The organism is Plantactinospora soyae (assembly GCF_014874095.1).
Classification (GTDB): domain Bacteria; phylum Actinomycetota; class Actinomycetes; order Mycobacteriales; family Micromonosporaceae; genus Plantactinospora; species Plantactinospora soyae.
The window spans coordinates 3,374,372-3,393,883 of the sequence record NZ_JADBEB010000001.1 but is presented as its reverse complement, the minus strand read 5'-3'; the positions used below and the strand labels follow the sequence as shown (position 1 = coordinate 3,393,883).

Annotated in this window: 17 protein-coding genes; 9 read left to right on the top strand and 8 right to left on the bottom strand. The window is 72.0% G+C overall.

The annotated features are described in order from the left end of the window. Window positions 1-300: 300 nt before the first annotated feature. The gene (locus H4W31_RS15210; protein WP_192767256.1) at window positions 301-2,706 is read left to right on the top strand and encodes a hypothetical protein; all 2,406 of its coding nucleotides are present in this window, start codon (window positions 301-303) and stop codon (window positions 2,704-2,706) included. A gap of 34 nt (window positions 2,707-2,740) precedes the next feature. Here the strand turns inward: H4W31_RS15210 and H4W31_RS15205 are convergent, their stop codons facing one another. Beyond that, window positions 2,741-3,073, bottom strand: coding sequence for a nuclear transport factor 2 family protein (locus H4W31_RS15205; RefSeq protein WP_192767255.1), 333 nt, complete (start codon window positions 3,071-3,073; stop codon window positions 2,741-2,743). Window positions 3,074-3,091: 18 nt separating this feature from the next. On the opposite strand from H4W31_RS15205, the gene H4W31_RS15200 reads away from it, so the two are divergent. Then, window positions 3,092-3,241: a hypothetical protein gene (locus tag H4W31_RS15200; protein WP_192767254.1), complete on the top strand. Its 150-nt coding sequence runs from the start codon at window positions 3,092-3,094 to the stop codon at window positions 3,239-3,241. Window positions 3,242-3,327: 86 nt separating this feature from the next. Here H4W31_RS15200 and H4W31_RS15195 read toward each other — a convergent pair whose 3' ends face one another. Then, complete coding sequence (locus tag H4W31_RS15195) at window positions 3,328-4,185, bottom strand: hypothetical protein (RefSeq protein ID WP_192767253.1); 858 nt, start codon at window positions 4,183-4,185, stop codon at window positions 3,328-3,330. A gap of 52 nt (window positions 4,186-4,237) precedes the next feature. Beyond that, window positions 4,238-5,293 carry a hypothetical protein gene (locus tag H4W31_RS15190; RefSeq protein ID WP_192767252.1) on the bottom strand — a complete coding sequence of 352 codons (1,056 nt, stop codon included), beginning with the start codon at window positions 5,291-5,293 and terminating at the stop codon, window positions 4,238-4,240. 294 nt (window positions 5,294-5,587) lie between these two features. Between H4W31_RS15190 and H4W31_RS15185 the strand changes: the two genes are divergently transcribed. Continuing rightward, window positions 5,588-8,497, top strand: coding sequence for a tetratricopeptide repeat protein (locus tag H4W31_RS15185; RefSeq protein ID WP_192767251.1), 2,910 nt, complete (start codon window positions 5,588-5,590; stop codon window positions 8,495-8,497). A gap of 138 nt (window positions 8,498-8,635) precedes the next feature. On the opposite strand, the gene H4W31_RS15180 is transcribed toward H4W31_RS15185, so the two are convergent. The 4 genes from H4W31_RS15180 to H4W31_RS15165 all read right to left on the bottom strand — a co-directional run bounded on the left by H4W31_RS15180 (window position 8,636) and on the right by H4W31_RS15165 (window position 12,564). Continuing rightward, window positions 8,636-9,823: a hypothetical protein gene (locus H4W31_RS15180; protein ID WP_192767250.1), complete on the bottom strand. Its 1,188-nt coding sequence runs from the start codon at window positions 9,821-9,823 to the stop codon at window positions 8,636-8,638. Next, window positions 9,804-10,346 (bottom strand): SigE family RNA polymerase sigma factor, encoded by a 543-nt coding sequence (locus H4W31_RS15175; RefSeq protein ID WP_192767249.1) that lies wholly within the window; start codon window positions 10,344-10,346, stop codon window positions 9,804-9,806. The genes H4W31_RS15180 and H4W31_RS15175 overlap by 20 nt, the downstream gene beginning before the upstream one ends. A gap of 89 nt (window positions 10,347-10,435) precedes the next feature. Beyond that, window positions 10,436-11,107, bottom strand: coding sequence for a response regulator (locus H4W31_RS15170; RefSeq protein ID WP_264084167.1), 672 nt, complete (start codon window positions 11,105-11,107; stop codon window positions 10,436-10,438). A gap of 56 nt (window positions 11,108-11,163) precedes the next feature. Next, window positions 11,164-12,564 carry a sensor histidine kinase gene (locus H4W31_RS15165; protein ID WP_192767247.1) on the bottom strand — a complete coding sequence of 467 codons (1,401 nt, stop codon included), beginning with the start codon at window positions 12,562-12,564 and terminating at the stop codon, window positions 11,164-11,166. A gap of 130 nt (window positions 12,565-12,694) precedes the next feature. On the opposite strand from H4W31_RS15165, the gene H4W31_RS15160 reads away from it, so the two are divergent. From H4W31_RS15160 to H4W31_RS15140, 5 genes are all read left to right on the top strand, one after another. Beyond that, window positions 12,695-13,594, top strand: a complete 900-nt coding sequence (locus tag H4W31_RS15160) for an ABC transporter ATP-binding protein (protein WP_192767246.1) — start codon at window positions 12,695-12,697, stop codon at window positions 13,592-13,594. Further along, window positions 13,591-14,442: an ABC transporter permease gene (locus tag H4W31_RS15155; RefSeq protein ID WP_225945537.1), complete on the top strand. Its 852-nt coding sequence runs from the start codon at window positions 13,591-13,593 to the stop codon at window positions 14,440-14,442. The genes H4W31_RS15160 and H4W31_RS15155 overlap by 4 nt, the downstream gene beginning before the upstream one ends. A gap of 1 nt (window position 14,443) precedes the next feature. Further along, complete coding sequence (locus H4W31_RS15150; RefSeq protein ID WP_192767245.1) at window positions 14,444-15,271, top strand: YqeB family protein; 828 nt, start codon at window positions 14,444-14,446, stop codon at window positions 15,269-15,271. 66 nt (window positions 15,272-15,337) lie between these two features. Continuing rightward, on the top strand, window positions 15,338-16,570 hold the full coding sequence (locus H4W31_RS15145) for a serine hydrolase domain-containing protein (RefSeq protein ID WP_192767244.1): 1,233 nt from the start codon (window positions 15,338-15,340) through the stop codon (window positions 16,568-16,570). Window positions 16,571-16,659: 89 nt separating this feature from the next. Next, on the top strand, window positions 16,660-17,292 hold the full coding sequence (locus H4W31_RS15140) for a hypothetical protein (protein WP_225945536.1): 633 nt from the start codon (window positions 16,660-16,662) through the stop codon (window positions 17,290-17,292). A gap of 117 nt (window positions 17,293-17,409) precedes the next feature. On the opposite strand, the gene H4W31_RS15135 is transcribed toward H4W31_RS15140, so the two are convergent. Next, a complete protein-coding gene (locus H4W31_RS15135; RefSeq protein ID WP_192767243.1) occupies window positions 17,410-18,624 on the bottom strand; it encodes a hypothetical protein in 1,215 nt (404 codons plus the stop codon). Between the two features lie 273 nt (window positions 18,625-18,897). Here H4W31_RS15135 and H4W31_RS15130 point away from each other — a divergent pair, with 273 nt between their 5' ends. Beyond that, complete coding sequence (locus H4W31_RS15130) at window positions 18,898-19,209, top strand: hypothetical protein (RefSeq protein ID WP_192767242.1); 312 nt, start codon at window positions 18,898-18,900, stop codon at window positions 19,207-19,209. Window positions 19,210-19,512: the final 303 nt, after the last annotated feature.

The following is a 19,512-nucleotide window of genomic DNA, read 5'->3' as shown; positions in this document are numbered from 1 at the left end:
ATCGATCCTTTCGGGTACCGCCGCGCTGTGCGGCATCCGACCTCCTGCCCGCGTCCCGAACGTGGTGCCGGTGGCCGACCGCCGCGCATGATTGCCTGGCGAGCACGAATTACCTGCTCAGAGGGGCATTGGCCAGGCCCGCTGTCCTAGATCTGACTGCGCCGTCGCGCTACCGAGAGCAGCGTTAGACCCGACCCGACCCGACCCGATCACGTTCCGGGGCCGGACGTACGCCGGACAGCCCGGCCGACGCCCGGACGCCAGCTGCCGCGGACCCCGTCGCCACCAGGGAAGTACGCCATGCCGCTGCAGCGCTACGACACCTCCCCCGTGCCCCGCCCGTCCGGGCTGGTCCCGCCGGTCGCCGACCTCACCGGGGTGACCGAACTCCGGCTGCACGGGGTGGGCGGCACCACCCCGGAGAACCTGCTCGGCGACGCGGCACCACAACACGTCTCCGGCGACCGGATCGCCGGCTTCTACCGGACCTCGGACGTACGGGGGCGGCACGTCGAGGCGTACTCCTGGGGTGGGTTGACCTCGCGCAGCGGTGCCCGGGTGCTGTGGCTGCTGCTCTTCCCGTTCGCGCTGGCGAACGTGGCGGGTTGGATGTGCAGCCCGCGTACCCACGACCGGCCGGCACTGTTCCGGCTGCACCGCGCGGCGATGCGCTGGGCCGCGCTCGGCCTCACCCTCAACCTCCTGCTCGTCGTCGCGATGACCGGGATGGAACTGCTCGGTTACCAGTGCGGCGGGCAACCGCAGTGTGCCGACGACGCCTGGCCGGTACGCCTGCTGCACGGTTCGCTGCTCGCCGGGCACCCCGCCCGACGACTCCTGGCCGGCGCGCTCCTGCCGCTCGCCGTGGTGATCCTGCTGTCGATCCTGTCGCTGCGCAGCATCCACCGGTACGAGGCGACCCGGCCCCGTCCGCCGGGGGCCGGGGCGACCGCCGGGCCGGAACGCCGGACCGGCAGCGCCGCCCGGTCCGGGGTGGGCCTGGCCGACCCGACGTTCTGGGACGGCCAACGCAGCGCCCTGGACCTGGGTCATCTGCACATCGCCGCCGGGCTGGCCTTCGTCGCGCTCGTCCTCACCCACACCGCGGGGGCCACGGGTCAGGCGGCCGGGGCGCCGGTCGTGGCCGGTACGCTGGGCCGGGTCACCCTGGGACTCGGCGCACTGGTGCTGCTCGCCGCGCTGGCCGCCGTCGCCGTCGAGCACCGCCCGGCGGTCGTCCCGGCCGTACTGCTCGGGCTGGGCGGCACGGCCGTCTGCGGCGCCGGCTGGTACGCGGCGGTGCAGCCGGCGTACGCGCAGCCGTTCGGCTACCTGCCCGGCATACACACGGTGGCCAGCCTGACCCTCGGCGGCGTCTTCCTCGCCCTGCTGCTGGTTCTGGCGGCCTCGGTGCCGGGCGGTTGGCAGCGCGGGACGTTCGTGGTCTTCGGTCCCTTCGTCGCACTCGCGCTCAGCGTGTTCGCGCTGAACGCGGTACTGCTCAGCATGATGACCCGGGTGGCCGCGGTGACCGCCGAGGTGTCGACCCGGGCCCACCTGCCCGCCGGACCGACCGGTCGGATCGAGCTCTACGTCCACCCGATCATCGGAAAGCTGGTGCACTACCTGACGCTGCTGCCGCTGGCGCTGATCCTGCTCTTCGTCGGGTACGAGCTGGTCAACTACTGGCGGGCCGGGGCGAACCGGGGCGAGCAGGCGCGGATCCGGGCCTGGTACCGCGAGCACGTGTCCCGGCCCGACGCCGAGCCACGCTGGCAGCGGAGCACACTCGCCGACGAACGGGTCGAACGGCAACGCCTCGCCCGGCTGTGGCGGACCATGCGCGGTGAGGGTTGGGAGGCGCGGATCGCCCGGGCCCGCCGGCTCGCCCGGATCCCCCGCGACCTCGACAAGCTGCTCACCGCGATGGCCGTGACCGGCACGATCGTGCTGGCCGTGATCCAGGTGCGGTACTGGGTCTACGACAAGCTGCCCTGGGGCACACAGTGGACCCTCACCCTGGGCAGTTACCTCGCCGCCAGCATCCCAATCGTGATCATCCTGGTGCTGCGGCGGGGCTGGCGGGACCTGCACAGCCGACGCCGGATCGGCGTGCTGTGGGACGTACTCACGTTCTGGCCGCGTGCGTACCATCCGCTGGCCCCGCCGTCGTACGCCGAACGGGCGGTACCCGAGTTGCAGCAACGGCTGTGGCGGGTGCACGACAACGGCGGGCGGGTGGTGCTCGCCGCGCACAGCCAGGGCACGGTGCTGGCCGCCGCCGCCCTGCTCCAACCGGAGAACCGGCCGGACGACGACGTGGTCGCCCTGGTCACCTTCGGCTCACCGCTGACCACCCTGTACGGCTGGGCCTTCCCGGCGTACTTCGGCGAGCGGGTGCTGCGCCGGCTCAGCTCGGGCGACGGGGGTGCGGGGCTGCTCGGTTGGCGCAACTTCTACTACCGGACCGACTACATCGGCGGCCGGGTCTTCGCCGCCGGTGACCCGTCCGGGGTGGACCAGGAACTGCCGGACCCGGTCAGCAACTGGTACATCCACGGCCAGCCGGCGCCCGGCGCCGCCCGGCACTCCGGCTACTGGATCGATCCGCCGGTCTGGCGGACCGTCGACGACTTCGCCGCCGCGGTCGCCGGGGCGCAGTCGATCCCCCGCCAGGGCCGGACCGCGCTACGCGAGGACGCCTGACCGGAATTCGAGGAGTACGACGACAATCGCACGATCATGGCGCGATGCGCAGTCTCCTGATCCGGCTGTCGTCGTACTCCTCGAACCGGAACTTCAGGCCGGCGAACGGGCTGCCGGGGAAGTCACCGGTGATGGTGACGGTCACCACCGTTCCGGCCGGAGTCTCCTCGACATCGGTGATGTCGTAGCTGACCAGCGGTACGTCGGCACGCCAGGCACGGATCGCGTCGATGCCGACGTACGTCTTCCCCTCGTCCTCGACGACGGCGTCGCCCGCGAAGAGCGCGAAGTAGGCGTCCTTGTCCGGCTGGGAGGCGAGCGCGAAGTAGCGACGGATGATCTCCGGCCCGGACTGCGGCTCGGGCATGGGTCCACCTTTCTGTCCGTGGCGGGCACGATCCGGCTCGATGACCACGAGTGCCCGCCCTGCACCGCGCTCGGGTACGTCGGCGAGGGCCGGACACTACCGATTCTGTACGACGCTTTCGACGGCTACCGCCGGTTCGCCCAGTTCCCGGCGAATCCGCGAGTCTGATCGGGCGTCGCGTCCGGCCGGCGGAAACTCCCCGAACGGGCCAGCACAGCTGCCGCCGGAGGCCGGCCCGCCGCATCGGCCGGATGTCATCGTGCGGGTCGGGCCGACCTTCCGGCGATGGCCGCGGTCAGCAGGGCCAACAGCCCGGCGAACACGGCGAGCAGATGCGCCATGATCGCGGCGTCCTCGTTCCACAGGGTCAACTGGTCCCGGTCGAGGTGGTAGCTGGCCGCCGCCAGCACCGGACCGACGGCGGCCGCCGCGACGGCCACCCACACCGATCCGGTACGCCGGACGACCAGCACGCCGAGCACCCCACTCAGGACGATGACGGCGAGCGCGACCGGCAGCACCGAGGTGAAGTGGTAGTCCAACGACCCCAGGTCGGGCATGCCCAGCCGGCTCAGGGTCCCGCGCAGCTCGCGTAGGGGTTCCAGACCCAGCGGCTCCACGATGCCGGCGTAGACCACGGTACGCGGGACGAACAGCCCGAACCCCAGTACGGCCGTCCAGAGCAGGATCGCGTAGCCGACCAGTCCACGGCCAACGGCCGGCAGCACCGCCACGGCACATCCGACGGCGGCGCCGAGCGCGATGCCCCTGACTCCGGTCCAGAGTGCGGCGTCCCGGAGCTGCTCGCCGCTGCGGTCGTACACGATCGGCAGAACGGCGAGCGCCCCCACGGCGGCGGCGGGAACGGTGCTCAGCCGGGCCACCCGGGTCAATCCGTGCCCGGCCGCCGTGACCGCGAGCGGCACCGCCATGGCCAGGAACCAGCCGACCAGGGTGACCGGCACCCCGCCCACCCGCTCGTTGCCGGCCACGAACTCGCCATCCAGTTCCAGCACCCCGGCGGAGTCCGCGACGACGACCTGGACCACCGCCAGCGCCGCGCTGCCGGCCACCGCGAGCAGCACGCCGATTCCGGCCCTGTGCAAGGCCATCCCGCTCTCCCCGCCATCCGGTCTGTCCGGCCGGACAGACGTCCGGCCCTGTCTACCGAGATTGACCGACGTCGGCAAGGCCGCCGGTGTCACAGGTCCGGCCATCGGCACCGGCGGTGCCCCACCGGTAGGCGACGCTCGCGGCGGTGAGCCCCAACCCCCAGAGCAGGTACGCCGGCATCGCGACCCAGAAGAACCACAGCGGGTACGTCCCGTCGCCCGGGTCCCAGCTCCCGGTGACCGTCTCGACGGCCAGTTGCCCGGTACCGACTCCGAAGTAGACGGTCAACCCGAGGCCGAGTCCGAATCCGGGCCCGAGCAGCAGCCAACGGGGCACCCGCCGGCCGGCGAGCAGCGGCACCCAGCGTGGGAACACCCGCCCCCAGGGATGCACCAGGGCCAGCGGCAGCAGTACTCCGGCGAGTAGGAAGCCAACCTCGAAGACGATCACGGACGGCCCGGCCGGAAACGGGGTGGCCGCCATCCCGACGGCGTACTGGGCGGCCAGCCGGACCAGGCAGCCGGTCACCGCCAGGTACCCCGCGATCCGGGCCCAGCGGGGCGTACCGGTGCCGGCGCAGGACTCGACCAGCGCCGCGATCCAGCGCAGCGCCGGCCGATCGTCCCGGCAGCGCCGCCAGTAGGCCCGTGCCGCCGCCGCGAGCAGCAGTCCACCGGTCAGCGCGCCGACCCGGCCCAGGATCCCGGCCGGATCGCGCGGCAGGCCCAGCCCCGGAATGGTCAGGCCGACCACGTCCAGCAGCAACAGCGGGCAGAGCAGTACGAGCGTCGCGCTGCCCGCCCAGCTCGCCAGGGCCAGCGGCCAGTGCCAGCGGTCCACCCGGGCGAGCGCGACCGCCAGCACCGCCGCCGCGCCGACCGGGACGACGGTGCCCCAGCCGGTGAGCGGGTAGAGATCGGAACCCAGCGGCGGAAACTCCGGAGCGCCGCCCAGCGCCCAGTGCACCCGCAGCCCCCCGTATCCGACCGCCCAGACCAGGAGCGCGTACGTCGGCCAGCCGGCACGGTCCCGGTCGGTACCGGCCCGGCGCGGCAGCCCCCCGGCCCGCCGCGCCGGTGCGTCGATCCCGCGCCTCTTCCCGGTCATGTCGTCTCCTCGCTGCGCCCGTCGTCGCCATGACATGTCGACTGGGCTGGCCGATGCCCTCGCTCCGCTCGGTCATGCGACCAGCCTGCTCGACGTCGGCCGGCCGGGAATCCCCCAGGCGACCGGTCGCGCTCCCTCGGGGGAGGGAGGCGGTCACCGGGACCAGTGGGGCGGCAGTAGACCAATGGAACGGGTGAGAACCGGCATTTCGGACCATGGCGATATCACGATCCCTAGCCTGGAGGTGCGGGTTTCCGTTACAGGAGGGACCGAGCCGACCCCTCGGTGGCCGAGATGCCTCATCGAGCCAGAAGAACATCGCACGGTATCCAACGCTCCGAGCAGTGGGAACAGCCAACACCCCGGCGGATCGGTAGAGAATCCCGGGCCGCGCCCGCCGCGCTGCCGGTACCCCGGCCCGGTCGGGCGCTGCTGATCAAGATCGTCGCCACCCTCGGGCTGCTCGCCGCGTTGACCTGGGCGGGACGCGCGTACCTGCGGATGGGCCGCCCCGACAGTTGGCTGCTCGCTCCCCTGGACGGGCTCGCCATCGCGGTCGGCGGCGACGGGGCGCATCCGGCCCGGCAGCGGCTCGGCCTGCTTCTCCTCGCCCTGGTCTGCTTCGCCGCGTGGCGACACCACCGTCGGGTCCGGCTCGCGTACCGGCCCGGTCCGGTGGACGTGCACGAGTTCACCGACGCCACCGCCGAGCACAACGCGCCGGTGGACGACCTGAAGAGCCAGTTCTGCCAACGGCTCTCCGACACGCACATCTACCCGCCGTACGCCGGGCCGGCCGACCCGCCGCCGGAGAGCTTCCTCGACGTGGCCAGCGGGGTGGACCCGAAGACCACCAACCCGCTCGCGATGATCCTCCAGATGCTGCCCCGGCTCTGGCCGAGGATCGGCTACCGGGTGACCGGGGTGTTGCAGGTCCGGGCCCAGGAGCCCTGTTACGGGGTGTCCGCCACCGTCACCTCGTTCCTGCGCGGCGGCCGGAGCGCGATGACCACCCAGTGGGGCAGCACCTGGGAGGAGGCGACCCGACGTACCGCGTACTGGGTGCTGGCGACGATCCTGCCGGTGACCCGGCTCGGCCGGGCCGCCCCGTGGCGAAACTGGTGCGGTCGGGAACTGCCGGCGGAGCTGTTCGCCGCGTACAACAAGGGCAAGGAGTTGCAGGACCACCGGCAGTTCGACGAGGCGCTCCGGTACTACGGCGAGGCGTTGCGGCTCGACCCGTTCAACGCCGACCTGCGGATGATGGTCGCCAGTGTGCAGGAGGAGATGGGACTCTTCCTGGACGCCCTCGACACGTACCAGTCGGCGCTGGTGCTGCGCGAGCAGGGCGGCTGGTACGACGACCACGTCTGGACCACCCGGACCGATCGGCTCCGGGACCTGCCCCGGCACGTACTCGGCACGCTGCGCTACCTGCGCCGTCGACCCGACTCGATCAAACTCCGCTACCAGTACGCCTGCACGCTCGCCTACACCGAACGGACCGTGCACCAGTGGTTCAAGCAGGACGGCGTCGGCAACCGGGAGAAGGTACGGCGACAGATGCGGCAGCGCCTGGAGAAAGCGTTCGTGGACCGGTACTGGCCGGTGGTGGTGACCTTCGCCGACGTACCCGCTGAACCGGCCGCGAAGGAGTGGCTGCGCCGGGTGCTGCGGGAGTTCCCGGAGGCGACCACGGTGGTGTTCCAGATCGCCGCCACGCACGAGTTGTACCGGCTCCGGGAGGACACCGTGCTCGCCTGGTTCGTCCGGGGCACCCGCTCCGAGGTGACCCACTCGGCGCTGCTGCTGCTCCGCGACGTCTGGGCGCCGTTGCGGCTGGCGAAGGCGTGGCACGACTGGGCGGCTGTCGGCTGGCGACCGCTCCGGACCGGGCCGCTGGGACCGTTCGAGGTCGGGGGCACCTTGGCCGGTTGGTGGCGACGCGGTCCCCGGAGCCGAGCCGCCAGCCTGATGCGGGAGTGGCCGTCCGGCGGCGTACTGCTGGATCGGGCCATCCGGCGGGCGCAGCGCCGACGGTGGCCCGCGCATCCGCCCCGGTCGTTCGACTTCTACAACGCGGCCTGCACCTACGGCTTCGCGCTCAAGGGGTATTTTCCCGAGCCGGAACGGCGGCCGCCGGCCCACCTCTCCCCGGCCGCCCGCGCGCTCTGGCGGGGCCGACGGCTGATCGCGGACGCACTGCCGCTGGCCCACCCGCCCCGCTGGCACCGCCGTCCGGCTTCGCCGCCCGACGGTGGCACCCGGCCGGCCCCGACCTCCGGCGACGGCGACGGCGGCAGCCGGCCTGCTCCGGCAGCCGGATCGATCGGGCCGGCGGATCCGGAACCGAGCCCGCATCCGCTGCCACCGCCGGTCGCGCCGCTGGTGGAGAAGGCGGTCGAGCAACTCCGCGCCGCGCTGGCCTGCACCGAGAGCGGAGTCGCGGCGGACCGTTTACGCCGGTGGATCCTGAGCAGCGAGCCGGATCTGGCGCCGTTGCGCCGGTTACAGGATTTCGGCTACTTCGAGGAGGAGGTGTATCCGAGCCTGAATCTCGTCTTCCCCCGTCCCGACAAGGTGATCAACCTACGGATGTCGGCGTACGCGCAGGAGTTGGTCTGCCAGGGTGCCGTACTCCTCGAACAGACCTGGCACGACCGGGCGCTGCCGCCGCAGACCGCCGATCCGCACCAGCTGATCCACTGGCTCGACCTGGACGCCGAAACCTGGGACACGCTCTGCCTGATCGCCCTGGACCACGCGCGCTACTGGCGGGACCGTGCCGAGTTCATCCGGCTGCTGCGCCGGGCGGTCGATCCGATCCGGATCGCCGAGGCCCGGTTCCCGCCGGAGATCCCACGCTTCGACGACCTGGTGCTCTCCGGTGCCGACCGACTGGTCGGCGACGGCACCCGCCCCGAGGAGAACGTAGAACGCCTGGCCCGGCTGAACATCGCGCTGGTCGACCGGAAGCTCAACGCGATCTACCAGACCGTCGCCGAGCACGCCGGGGACGGCAGCCTGCGGGCCCGACGCCGGCTGTCCGGAATGGACTACCGGGGCGAGCCGCTGCGCGGTGACGAGGCCCTGGGGATCTGCACCCGACAGGCCGGCCGGTGGCATCAGGTTGCCGAGCGGATGCGGAAGAACGGTCCCGTGGTCGACGTCAGCGGTCTCGGCGTACTCGAACCCCGGGCCTGACCTCGCGGGCCGGATTCGGGAGGCCGCCGGCCCGGCAGGCTTGGTTCTGCCTGCCGGGCCGGGAACGGCTCCGGGCTCGGGACCTGCCGGCCCCGGCGGCGATCTACCGGTCACCCGGCGCGCCGTTGTTTCAGCGGGTCATCGCCCCAGACCGATGGTGCCGGCGTCGTGCCAGGTGGTCGGGTCGGCCGGGTTGTCGAAGACGAGGCCGTTGGTGACAGCCCGTACGACGTCCACCCTGTTCCCGCTGTCGGAGACCTCGGCGAAGTAGCCGTCGTTGATCGCACGGTCGCAGAAGTTCTCCTGGCAGGGCGTACGCAGGTTGGGGTGCGGGTTGGGGTCCGACGCGGACGCCGGCGCGGTCTCGGCAATGATGATCTTCAGGCCGCCACCCCTGGCCGGCATCAGGTCGTCCCCGGTGAGCCGGTCGGTCAGGTTGGTGACCGGCACGGCGCTCTTCGAGAAGTACGCCTCGGAGATGTTGTCCCCGGCGTTCGACGGGTTGAACTTTCCGATTCCGACGAGCTGATAACCGGCCGGTACGGTGCCGAACCGGTAGGGCACCGGGGCGACGGTCGGCTCGGCCGGAGTCAGCTTGTCGGCCAGTGCCAGCAGATCCCTGGCCGGGTCGGCGGTGTTGAGCACCGGGGTGGCGAGGAGGGTGGCCCAGGCGCCGTCGGCGTACTGCCACGCGAGTGCGGCGACCTTGACGGTGCGGCTCGAGAACTGCTTCCGGTCCTGGACCTTGGCGTTCTCCACGACCCGCATATCGAACACCTGCTTGTCGAACTCGGTCTGCAGGCCGGGCAGGTCGTGGACCCGCACCGGGGTGCCCGAGCTGAACTTGTCGGGCTTGAAGACGCCGGGCCGGTACACCGTCAGGATTCCCGCCGGACGGTCGTAGGACCTCTCCCAGGTTCCGGCGCCGTTGGTCATCTTCTGCTTCTCGACGCCGTCGAGGGTGACGATCGACTCCTGGTACGCGGCCGTCGCGAAGACCGGGTCGCTGACGTGCAGCGGTCCCACGCTGTACCCCTTGATGGAGTACATGAACGGCGCGTTCAGGGTCGGGAACGTCACCGGCTCGGCGACAACGGGGCTGGCGGCCGCAAAGGTGTCAACCGGTACCGCCGGGTCGGACAGGTACGGCAACGACACGACCCCGGCGACCGCCAACGCGGCCACTGCGGCGGTCCCGCCGGTCCAGGCGTATCGGCGGCGCCGCCGCAGCGACCGGCCGGCGGCGATGGCGTCGTCGGCGGTGAGCCGCGGTGGCGGGGCGGCCGCCGTCGCGCTGTCGAGCACGTCACGCAGGTCGTAGTTCAAAGCTGTCCTCCCTTGACAAGGTGTTGGCACTGATGCGGATCTCCGCCACCCCCAGCGCCTTGCGCAGCGTGTTGAGTCCCCGTGCCGACTGGCTCTTGACGGTGCCGGTGGCCAGCCGGAGAGCCGTCGCGGTCTCCTCGACACTGAGTCCCTCGTAGTAGCGCAGCACCAGCACCGCGCGTTGCCGGGGCGGGACCTGGAGCAGTGCCTCCCGCAGGCGCAGTCGCTCGTCGGTGTTCCCGGCCGGGTCGGCCACGACCTGGTCAGGAAGGTTTCCGCCGACCGAGGTCTCCCGTCGCCACGGCCGGCGCCCCTCGTCGATCGCCGCGCGCACCACCATCCGCTGGGCGTAACCGAGTGGCGAGTCGATTTTGTGCCAGCGCACGTAGAGCTTCGCCAGCGACCTGGACACCGCGTCCTCGGCCGCCTGCCAGTCGCCGCAGGTCAGATAGGCCAGCGCACGCAGGGCATCGAACCGTGCCCGGAAGAACTCCCGGAACTCCTGCTCGTCGTCCCGATTCACGTTCCATGCCTCCCTTCGTCGTCCGGGGAAGACGGCCCGGCCGATCCTTCGGGTTGCACGGTTCGCGATGTTGTGAAAAATCGGCCGGGTCAGACCAGGTCCGCGTCGTGGACCAACAGGGCCACCTGGACCCGGTTGTTCATCTCCAGCTTGGTCAGCAGCCGCGAGACGTACGCCTTGACGGTGGCCACGCTCATGAACAGCGCGGACGAGATCTCGGCGTTCGACCAGCCCCGGCCGATGGCGACCGCCACCTCGCGCTCCCGGTCGGTGAGTCCGCCGAGCAGGCGTACCGCCCGGTCCCGCCGGAGGCTGGCGTCCCGCCGGCCGGGTGTGTCCGAGCCCGTGACGTGCGCGATGAGTCGACGGGTGACGGTCGGGGACAGCGTCGCCTCCCCGGCGGCGACCCGGCGGATCGCCTGCACGATCTCCGCCGGCGGGGTGTCCTTGAGCAGGAAGCCGCTCGCCCCGGCCCGCAACGCGCGCAGCACGTACTCGTCGACGTCGAACGTCGTCAGGATCAGCACCTCGGGCGGCTGTGGCGTACGACGCAGTGCCTCGGTCGCTGCCAGCCCGTCCATCCGGGGCATCCGGATGTCCATCAGCACCACGTCGGGGTGGTACGCCTCGACCGCCGGCAGCACCTCAGCACCGTCCGACACCTCCCCCACCACCCGCAGGTCCGGCACCCCGCCGAGGATCATCGACAGGCCGGCCCGGACCAGGGCGTCGTCATCGACGATCAGGACCCGTACCGGCAGCGGCTCCGGATCCGGCGTCGGCGTCGGCGTCGGCGTCGGGTCGACGTGTTCGGTGTTCACGGGGGCCACGGTAGCCAGGCCGCCAGCCGGAAGTCACCCGAGTCGGTGCGCCCGTGTTCCAACCAGCCGCCGAGCAGGGCGGTCCGTTCGATGAGCCCGACCAGGCCGGTACCGGTGCCCGGGATCGGGGGGCCGGTCGGCTGGCCCACCGGCCACCGGTTCCGGACCTCGACGCTGAGACCCACCCCCGGCCGCCCGCGTGCGGTCACCGTGACGATGGTGCCCGGGGCGTGCTTGCGGGCATTGGTCAGCCCCTCCTGCACGATCCGGTACGCACCCCGCCCGATCCCGGCCGGCGCCGTCTCCGTCATGATCAGCTCGGTCCGCAGGCTGACCCGCATCCCCGCCTCCTGCGACTCGGCGACCAGCGCCGGCAGGTCGTCCAGGGTCGGCTGCGGTCGTTCGGGGGCCCCGGTGGTCCGCTGCGACGGCAGCTGCCCGACCGAGGTCGCTCCCGGCGGGACCACCACCGGGTACGGCGGGTCGGGCGGATACGGCGCGGCACGCCTATCGGACCCGCGTACCGGCTCGATGGGCGGGGCGAGTTCCGGATCATCGGCCCCGGGCGGATCCTCCCGGAGCACGCCGATCACCTCGCGCAGGTCCTGCAACGCCTGATGGGCACTGGTCCGGATCACCCCGGCGGCCCGGGCGATCTCCTCCGGCGGCGCGTCGGGCCGAAACTCCAACGCCCCCGCGTGCAGGCTCAACAGGGAGATCCGGTGCGCCAGTACGTCGTGCATCTCCCGGGCGATCCGGGTCCGTTCCAGCCGCCGGGCCGCCTCGACCCGCAGCCGCTGCTCCGCCTCGGCCCGGTACGCCCGGTCCCGCCACGACACCACGAGCTGGCGCCGGGCCCGGATGAACATCCCCCAGGCGAGCATCGACGCGGTCAGCGCCGCGCTCAGCGTCATCCCGACCCAGGGCCCGTCGGTCGGGTCCGGATTGCGGAACTCGTAGAGCATGGCGACCCCGAGGTGGGCCGCGAGCAGCGGGCCCGCCACCGCCAGCCGGCGGTGCACCACCAGGCTGAGCAGGATGATCAGGATGGCGATCCCGGACGGGGTGGAGAAAAGCGCCACCGGCAGCGCGGCGAGGGCCAACCCGACCGGCCAGCGGCGCCGTACCCAGAGTGCGAGGCAGAGCGCGGTGGTCAGCACCACGTCGATCGCGACCGCCAGCTGCGAATCGGCCCGGTCCGCGACCAGCGCCGGCTGTGGCCGCAGCACGTCCCAGAACGCGATCACCGCGTAGCCGGAGGCGAGCAGGAAGCAGAGCGTGTCGACCACCCAGTCCCGGGTCGACCGCCGGGGTCGACCGCCGGGGTCGGCGAGGTCCGCGGTGAGGGTGGCCGGCAGCAGCCAGGGGTGCTCGGGGAGCACCGGCACACCAGTCATCACGCCATGCTACGCAGCGTCACAGCGTGTCGACACCGACCAAAGTCGACGCCTGGAACTAGCCGAAGGTCACCGGGTCTCGACCGCCGGCCGCAGCGCCCGACCGGTCGGCGGGGGCAGGCTGAACCGCATGATTACCGTTGAACGACTGAGTAAACGGTACGGCCAGCACACGGCCGTCGACGACATATCGTTCCGGTGTGAACCGGGCACCGTGACCGGTTTCCTCGGCCCGAACGGTGCCGGCAAGTCCACCACCATGCGGATGATCTGCGGGTTCACCCCACCGTCCGCCGGCACCGCCACGGTCAACAACGTCGGCTACCGTCAGCTACCGAATCCGGGCCGCCAGGTCGGACTGCTGCTCGACGCCGGGGCCCAGCATCCCGGGCGGACCGGTCGGGAGACGCTCACCCTCTCCGCCAGGATCATGGGCGTACCCCGGCGTCGGGTCGACGAATGCCTCGCCCAGGTCGGCCTGAACGCGGTCGCGGCGCGGCGCCGGGTCCGGGCGTACTCGTTGGGCATGCGCCAGCGGCTCGGCCTGGCACAGGCGCTGCTCGGTGACCCCCGGATCCTGATCCTGGACGAGCCGGCGAACGGCCTCGACCCCGAGGGCATCTACTGGATGCGCGGCCTGCTCCGGGACTTCGCCGACCGGGGCGGCACGGTCCTGCTCTCCTCACACCTGCTCCGCGAGGTGGAGGCGGTGGCCGACCGGCTGGTGGTGATCGGCGCCGGCCGGGTCGTCGCGCAGGGCAGCAAGGACGAACTGCTGGCCGGGGCCGGGGCGCTGGTCCGGGCCCGCGACCCGGAGGCGCTCCGCGCCGCCGTCGACCGGGCCGGGCTGCCGGTGCGGTCCAGCACCGACGGCGGCCTGCTGGTCGGGGCCGAGCCCGGTGCGGTCGGGCAGGCCGCCGCCGACGCCGGGGTGGCCCTGCTGGAGCTGCGTCCGGCCGAGAGCGCCGGGCTCGAACAGATCTTCCTGTCCCTGACCGCCGGCGAGTCCGTACGAGAGGCCGTGAGATGACCACCGACAGCACATCGACGCGGACCGCCGCCATAACCGCGCGGGACACGGCGGACGGCTCGGGTACGTACCGGCCGACGGCCGAAGCGGGGGCGGACCTGAGCCGACCGTCGCTGCTCCGGCTGACCGGGGTCGAACTCCGCAAGCTCGCCGACACCCGGGCCGGCTACTGGCTGCTGATCACCATCGGGCTGGTCTCGGTGGCGATCGTGACCGTGATGCTCGTCTTCACCCCCGACGCCGACCAGCAGTTCGCGAACTTCCTCGCGCTGGCACAGTTCCCGGTCGGCATCCTGCTGCCGATCCTCGGCATCATGCTGGTCACCAGCGAGTTCTCCCAGCGCACCGCGCTCACCACCTTCGCCCTGGTACCGCAGCGCCACCGGGTGGTCACCGCCAAACTGGCCGCCGGGGTGGTCGCCGGGCTGATCTCGGCACTGGTCACCCTGGGTACGGCGGCGGCCGGAACCCTGATCGCCAGCCTCAGCGGCGCCGACGACCTATGGTCAGCCGTGCTGATGCCACTGCTCGGCGCGGCGGTCTTCCAGGTGGTCAGCGTGCTGATGGGCATCGCGTTCGGCCTGCTGTTCCAGAACACGCCGGTTGCCATCGTGCTCTCCCTGGTGCTGCCGATCGCGTGGTCCATCCTCGGCGAGATGATCAGCGGGCTGCGTACCGCCGCCACCTGGCTCGACACCGGCCTCACCACGGCACCGCTGATCGAACCGCCGGACGCCGGCGAACTCGGCGCCGGCCAGTGGGCCCGACTCGGGGTGTCGGTCGCGGCCTGGGTACTGGTGCCGCTGGTCGCGGGGCTGGTCCGGACGATCCGCCGCGAGGTGTCCTGAAATGGCCCCGGACGGTACGTCCACCGCCGGTGGCCCGGCACCGTCGGCCGGACCGGGGATCGTGGTCGCCGAACCGACCGGGATGGTGGCCCTGGTGTGGATCACGTTCCCGCTGCTCGGCGCCGGTCTCCTCTGGCTGCTCCAGTGGTCGGCGGGGTGGATCGCGTCGATCCGGTGGATTCCGATGCGGGGGCCGTTCATGCTGATCGACGCGGTCGACGAGCCGTGGGCCACCGGTGGTGCGCTGCTGCTCGGCGTGCTGGGTGGCCTGGTCGTCGCCGGCATGGCCGCCGTCGAGCGGCTGACCGTGACCGTCGCCGCCGACCGGGTCACCCTGGTCCGGGGCGGCACCACCAGCCAACACCTCGAACGGGACTGGATCGGGGAGGTCTTCCGGGACGGCAAGCAGCTCGTCCTGCTCGGCACCGACACCGGAGAACTCGCCCGGGAGTCGTCCGACCTGCCGACCGACCGGCTGCGGAACGCCTTCGAGGCGTACGGCTACCGCTGGTCCGCCGACGGGGACCCGTACCGGGACGACTACCGGAGCTGGGTGGTGGACGGGACCGGGTTGCCGGCCGGCGCGGACTCACTGCTCAAGGCGCGACAGCGGGCGCTGGACAAGAAGGAACGGGCCCAGGTCGCCGAGTTGCGCCTCGATCTGGCCCGACTCGGCGTCGTGGTACGCGACCAGGACAAGCGCCAGTACTGGCGCCGGACCCGGTCGACCGACCCGACCCCGGACCGGAGTCCGGACCCGACCCGGGACGCGACCCCGGATCGGAGCCCGGATCGGAGCCCCGGGCGGCCCGCGCCGGGTGCCGGCTGAGCGGCGTCGGCCACGCTCTCCGACGGTCGTTGCCGCCGTTTCCGCCCTGGCAGTAGGGTTCGGCGAATGAGCCTCCAGCGCAGCGTGGACCCCGATCAGGTCGGTTTCGACCCGGCGAGGCTGGCCCGGATCGACACGCATTTCGCCCGTTACGTGGACGCCGGTGAACTCGCCGGTTGGCAACTGGTCGTGACCCGGCGCGGCGAGATCGCGCACGCCTCGACGTACGGGCTGCGGGATCGGGAGGCCGGGAAGCCGGTCGAGCCCGACACGCTCTGGCGGATCTACTCGATGACCAAGCCGATCACCTCGGTGGCGGCGATGATCCTGTGGGAGGAGGGGCGACTCCAGCTCACCGACGAGATCAGCCGCTGGCTGCCGGAGTTCGCCGACGTCCGGGTCTACGACCGGGGATCGACGCTGAAGCCGTACACGGTGCCGGCGGTCGAGCCGATCCGGGTCTGGCACCTGCTCACCCACACCGCCGGCCTGACGTACGGCTTCCTCCAGACCTCGGTGGTCGACGGGCTCTACCGGGCCGCCGGGTACGACCTGTACCCGCCGGTCGGATTCGACCTGGCCACCGCGACCGAGGGCCTGGCCCGGCTGCCGCTGCTCTTCCAACCCGGTACCGCGTGGGGCTACTCGGTCGCCACCGACGTGCTCGGCCGCCTGATCGAGGTGGTCTCCGGGCAGTCGCTGGACACCTTCCTCGCCGAGCGGGTCCTCGGCCCGCTGGGCATGACCGACACCCGGTGGTGGGCCGAGGGCCCGGACGCGGATCGGCTGGCCGCCTGCTACGCCGTCAACCCGACGAACGGTCAGGCGGTCCGGTACGACGCCATCGGCCGGTTCGCGCTGGAGAAGCCGGCACTGCTCGCCGGCGGAAGCGGACTGCTCTCGACCGCCGCCGATTACCACCGGTTCACCCAGTTCCTGCTGCGCGGCGGTGAGCTGGACGGGGTACGGCTGCTCGGTCCCCGTACCGTCCGGTTCATGACCCGCAACCACCTGCCGGGCGGGCAGGACCTGGGCCGACTCTCCACTGGAGGCTTCGCCGAGACCACCTTCGACGGGATCGGATTCGGGCTCGGATTCGCGGTGGTGGAGGATCCGGTGCCCAGCCGGACGCCGAGCAGTGTCGGCGAGTACTACTGGGGCGGCGTGGCGAGTACGGCGTTCTGGGTCGACCCGGTCGAGGAGATCACCGCGCTGCTCTTCACCCAGCTCGTACCGTCCAGTACCTACCCGCTCCGCGCCGAGCTGCGTCAGCTCGTCTACTCGGCCATTGTCGACTGATCGCCGGACCCCGACCCCGGTCCCGGCGTCCGGCGCTGTTGGCACGGCCGGAGTAGCGTTCACGATGATCGCACTCGGGGGAGGTCGCCATGGCGATGAAGGCGAAGCGGGTCAGCCTGCTGGACATCGGGCTCGACTCCTCGTTCGACGCGGCGATGACGTTCGTCCAGTCGACGTTGCAGAACATCAACGCCGAACACCAGCAGCCGATCGTCGACATCGACTTCGTCCGGTCGCGTGACCCGGACACGGTGCTGACCGCGTTCACCGCCTCCTGCGACGTACTGCACGTGATGGCGCACGGTGACCACAGCAGTACGCCCACCTTCGCCAGCAGCGACGGCCGGACCAAGATCTCGCTCGAGGCGTTGGGCGAGGAGGCGGCCAGCCGGGGGCGGGGGATCTCGGCGCACGCGATCCTCGCCGACGGCTGCAAGACCGGCACCGGAGCCTGGCAGAAGGCGGTCCGCGACTGCCTACAGGACGAGGTCACCTACATCGGCACCTCGGCGCAGATCGGCTGGCACGAGAGCGGGGTGTTCTGCTCGGCCTTCTACGGCGCCCTGTTCCGCAACCGGGGCCGGGGGATGACCCGGGCCGAGCAGGCGCAGGACGCCGCCGAGCGGGCGATCGAGGCGTACACCCTGCTCACCGACCGGAACTGTCCGTTCCGGGTGCTCACGCTCACCCCGAGCCGGTGGGCCCGGATGGCCCTGGCCTGAGCGTCCCGGCCGCCCCGCAACATCTCGGCGGCCCGAGGGGTTCGGGCGACCAACGGGTCAGGCGGCCCGAGGTGGTCACACGGTCAGGCGGCCCGGGGTGGTCAGGTGGTCAGGTGGTCAGGCAGCCGAGCGCGGTGGCGCCGCCCTGGAGAACCGCGTTCCCCCGCCCGATCGGCGCGACGTCGGCACGGCCGTCCTCGGCGAGGTCGGCGGGATGGTCGCCTCCTGCCAGTGGTCCAGCGCCGGCAGCCGGTCCCAGCCCACCTCCCGTCGCCGGGAGGCGGCGGCGGCACACCGGGCCCGCCAGCTCCACTGGTTGAGCTGGACGGACGGACCGGTCAGTTCCGTACGCAGGTCGAGCAGTACGTCCACACAGTGCCGGAGCACCACGCCGTCCCGCTCCGCCTCGGGCCTGCCGACCAGCCAGTTCAGGTCCCGTCCCGCACAGGTCGGGCAGTCGCAGTGCCACATGCCGTTGTCCGGATGCCGGCGCATCGTCGCCTCGATCACCGCCAGCGGCTGGTACGAGAGGCACTGCCGGATCAGCGCCGACGGGCGGGCGACCCGGGACGGCGGCAGGTACCCGGCCGGGCGGCGCGGGTCGAGCCGGCGCAGCCCCGGTTCGGTGCCGATCGCCACCGCGGTCGCCCCCGAGCAGAGTGCACCGAGGCCGGGCAGGTCCGACCGGAGTACGAGCACGGGTACACCGCAGCCGAGGAGTTCGAGCAGGCCCCGTACCGCCGCGACCGGCTCGAACGGACCGACCGGTTCTTCGAGGACGATCGCGACCGGTACGCCGAGGGCCGTCACGTACCGCAGCAGTGTCTGCCGGGCGTACCGGTCGGCGAGCCAGGCCGGATGCATCGGCAACAGCGCGATGGCGTCACCGAGCCGGGCGGCGCGTTCGAGGATCCCGACGAGTCCGGCCATGTCGTCCGGGGCGAGGTAGCCCGAGTCGGTCAGTACCGGTAGCCCCAGTTCCCGCTGGTACTGGATCCACCGCTGGTCGAACGGGGCGGCGGCGGCCAGCCGGCCGTTCCCGGCGTACCGGGCGGCGTCGAGCAGCAGCGGGGCGCGGTGGTGATCCACCTCCAGCAGGTGCCGGGCCCGGTCGAGGCAGCCGCGCAGATTGCCCCGCTCGGCGGTGATGACCAGGCCACCACCGGTCCGGCCGGCCGCCTCGGCCAGTTGGGTGACCTGGCTGGTCCGGCACTGTAGGAGCAGGCTGCGGTCGAGGTCACCGATCCGCCGCCCGACGCTGGTCGACTGCCCGTTCTGTTCCCGCCCCACGAGCCCCACCCCGCTGACCACCGTCGAAACATTGATCACCATGAGTGTTTATATAGTAACTCGATGCAATTGAACGGGTGCCGAAGCGGCGCTCCTTTGGCAGATTACGGAAAGTGCCTTGGCCGGCGACGGTGGTTCCGCTAATGGTGTCCGGCGAGGGATGCCGGAAGGCTCGGAATCCCATGCCGTTCTTCCGGTCGGAATCCGAAGGAACCCGGCCGGGGTAGCATGATCCGCCGTGGGCCTGCCAGGGTCGTGGCTGTCACGCCCCGGCAAGCCTTCGCTCAGACACGACGAATCCGAGGGGCTGTCCCGATGCCGGACTCCAGTACTCCCCGGGCCAAGAAGGCCCAACCAGAACCCGAGGTCGAACGACCCACGGACGCCGCGACAGGATCGGCAGGCGCCGAAGCCGACGCGACGGACGCCGGGGCACCCGAGCCGGCAGACGCCGACGCGACCTCGCCGGACGACGAGGAACCCGGTTTCGAGAACCGCGCCGCCCGCCGAGCCAAGGGCAAGGGGCCGGCCGCGCAGCAGCGGGCCCACGGCAGCACCAAGCAGTCAGATGGTGGCCGTGGCTCGGTGCAGGGACCCCGGCAGTGGGGCAACCGGCGTACCGGCTGAGCAGGTTGGCCTCGCTGCGGGACGGGTACCGGTCGACGGGCCACGAACGCCAGCGGGGTGGGAACACACCGGGTGGGCCACCCGAATGGCGGCTGGAGTTGCACCGGCCGCCATCGGGTACCTGGTTACCTCGGTGCGGACGTTGGCGCCGCCGGGTTCAACGACCGGCCGCGCCGAACGCCGATCCGCTCAGAGCGCCATCTCGCGCCACTCGGGGCGCCCGCCGAGCCAGGCGTCCGCGAGAATGCGCGCAGACGCCTCGCCGGGGCACTGTTGCACCTTTGAGCGCCCGTCGGCGCCGCC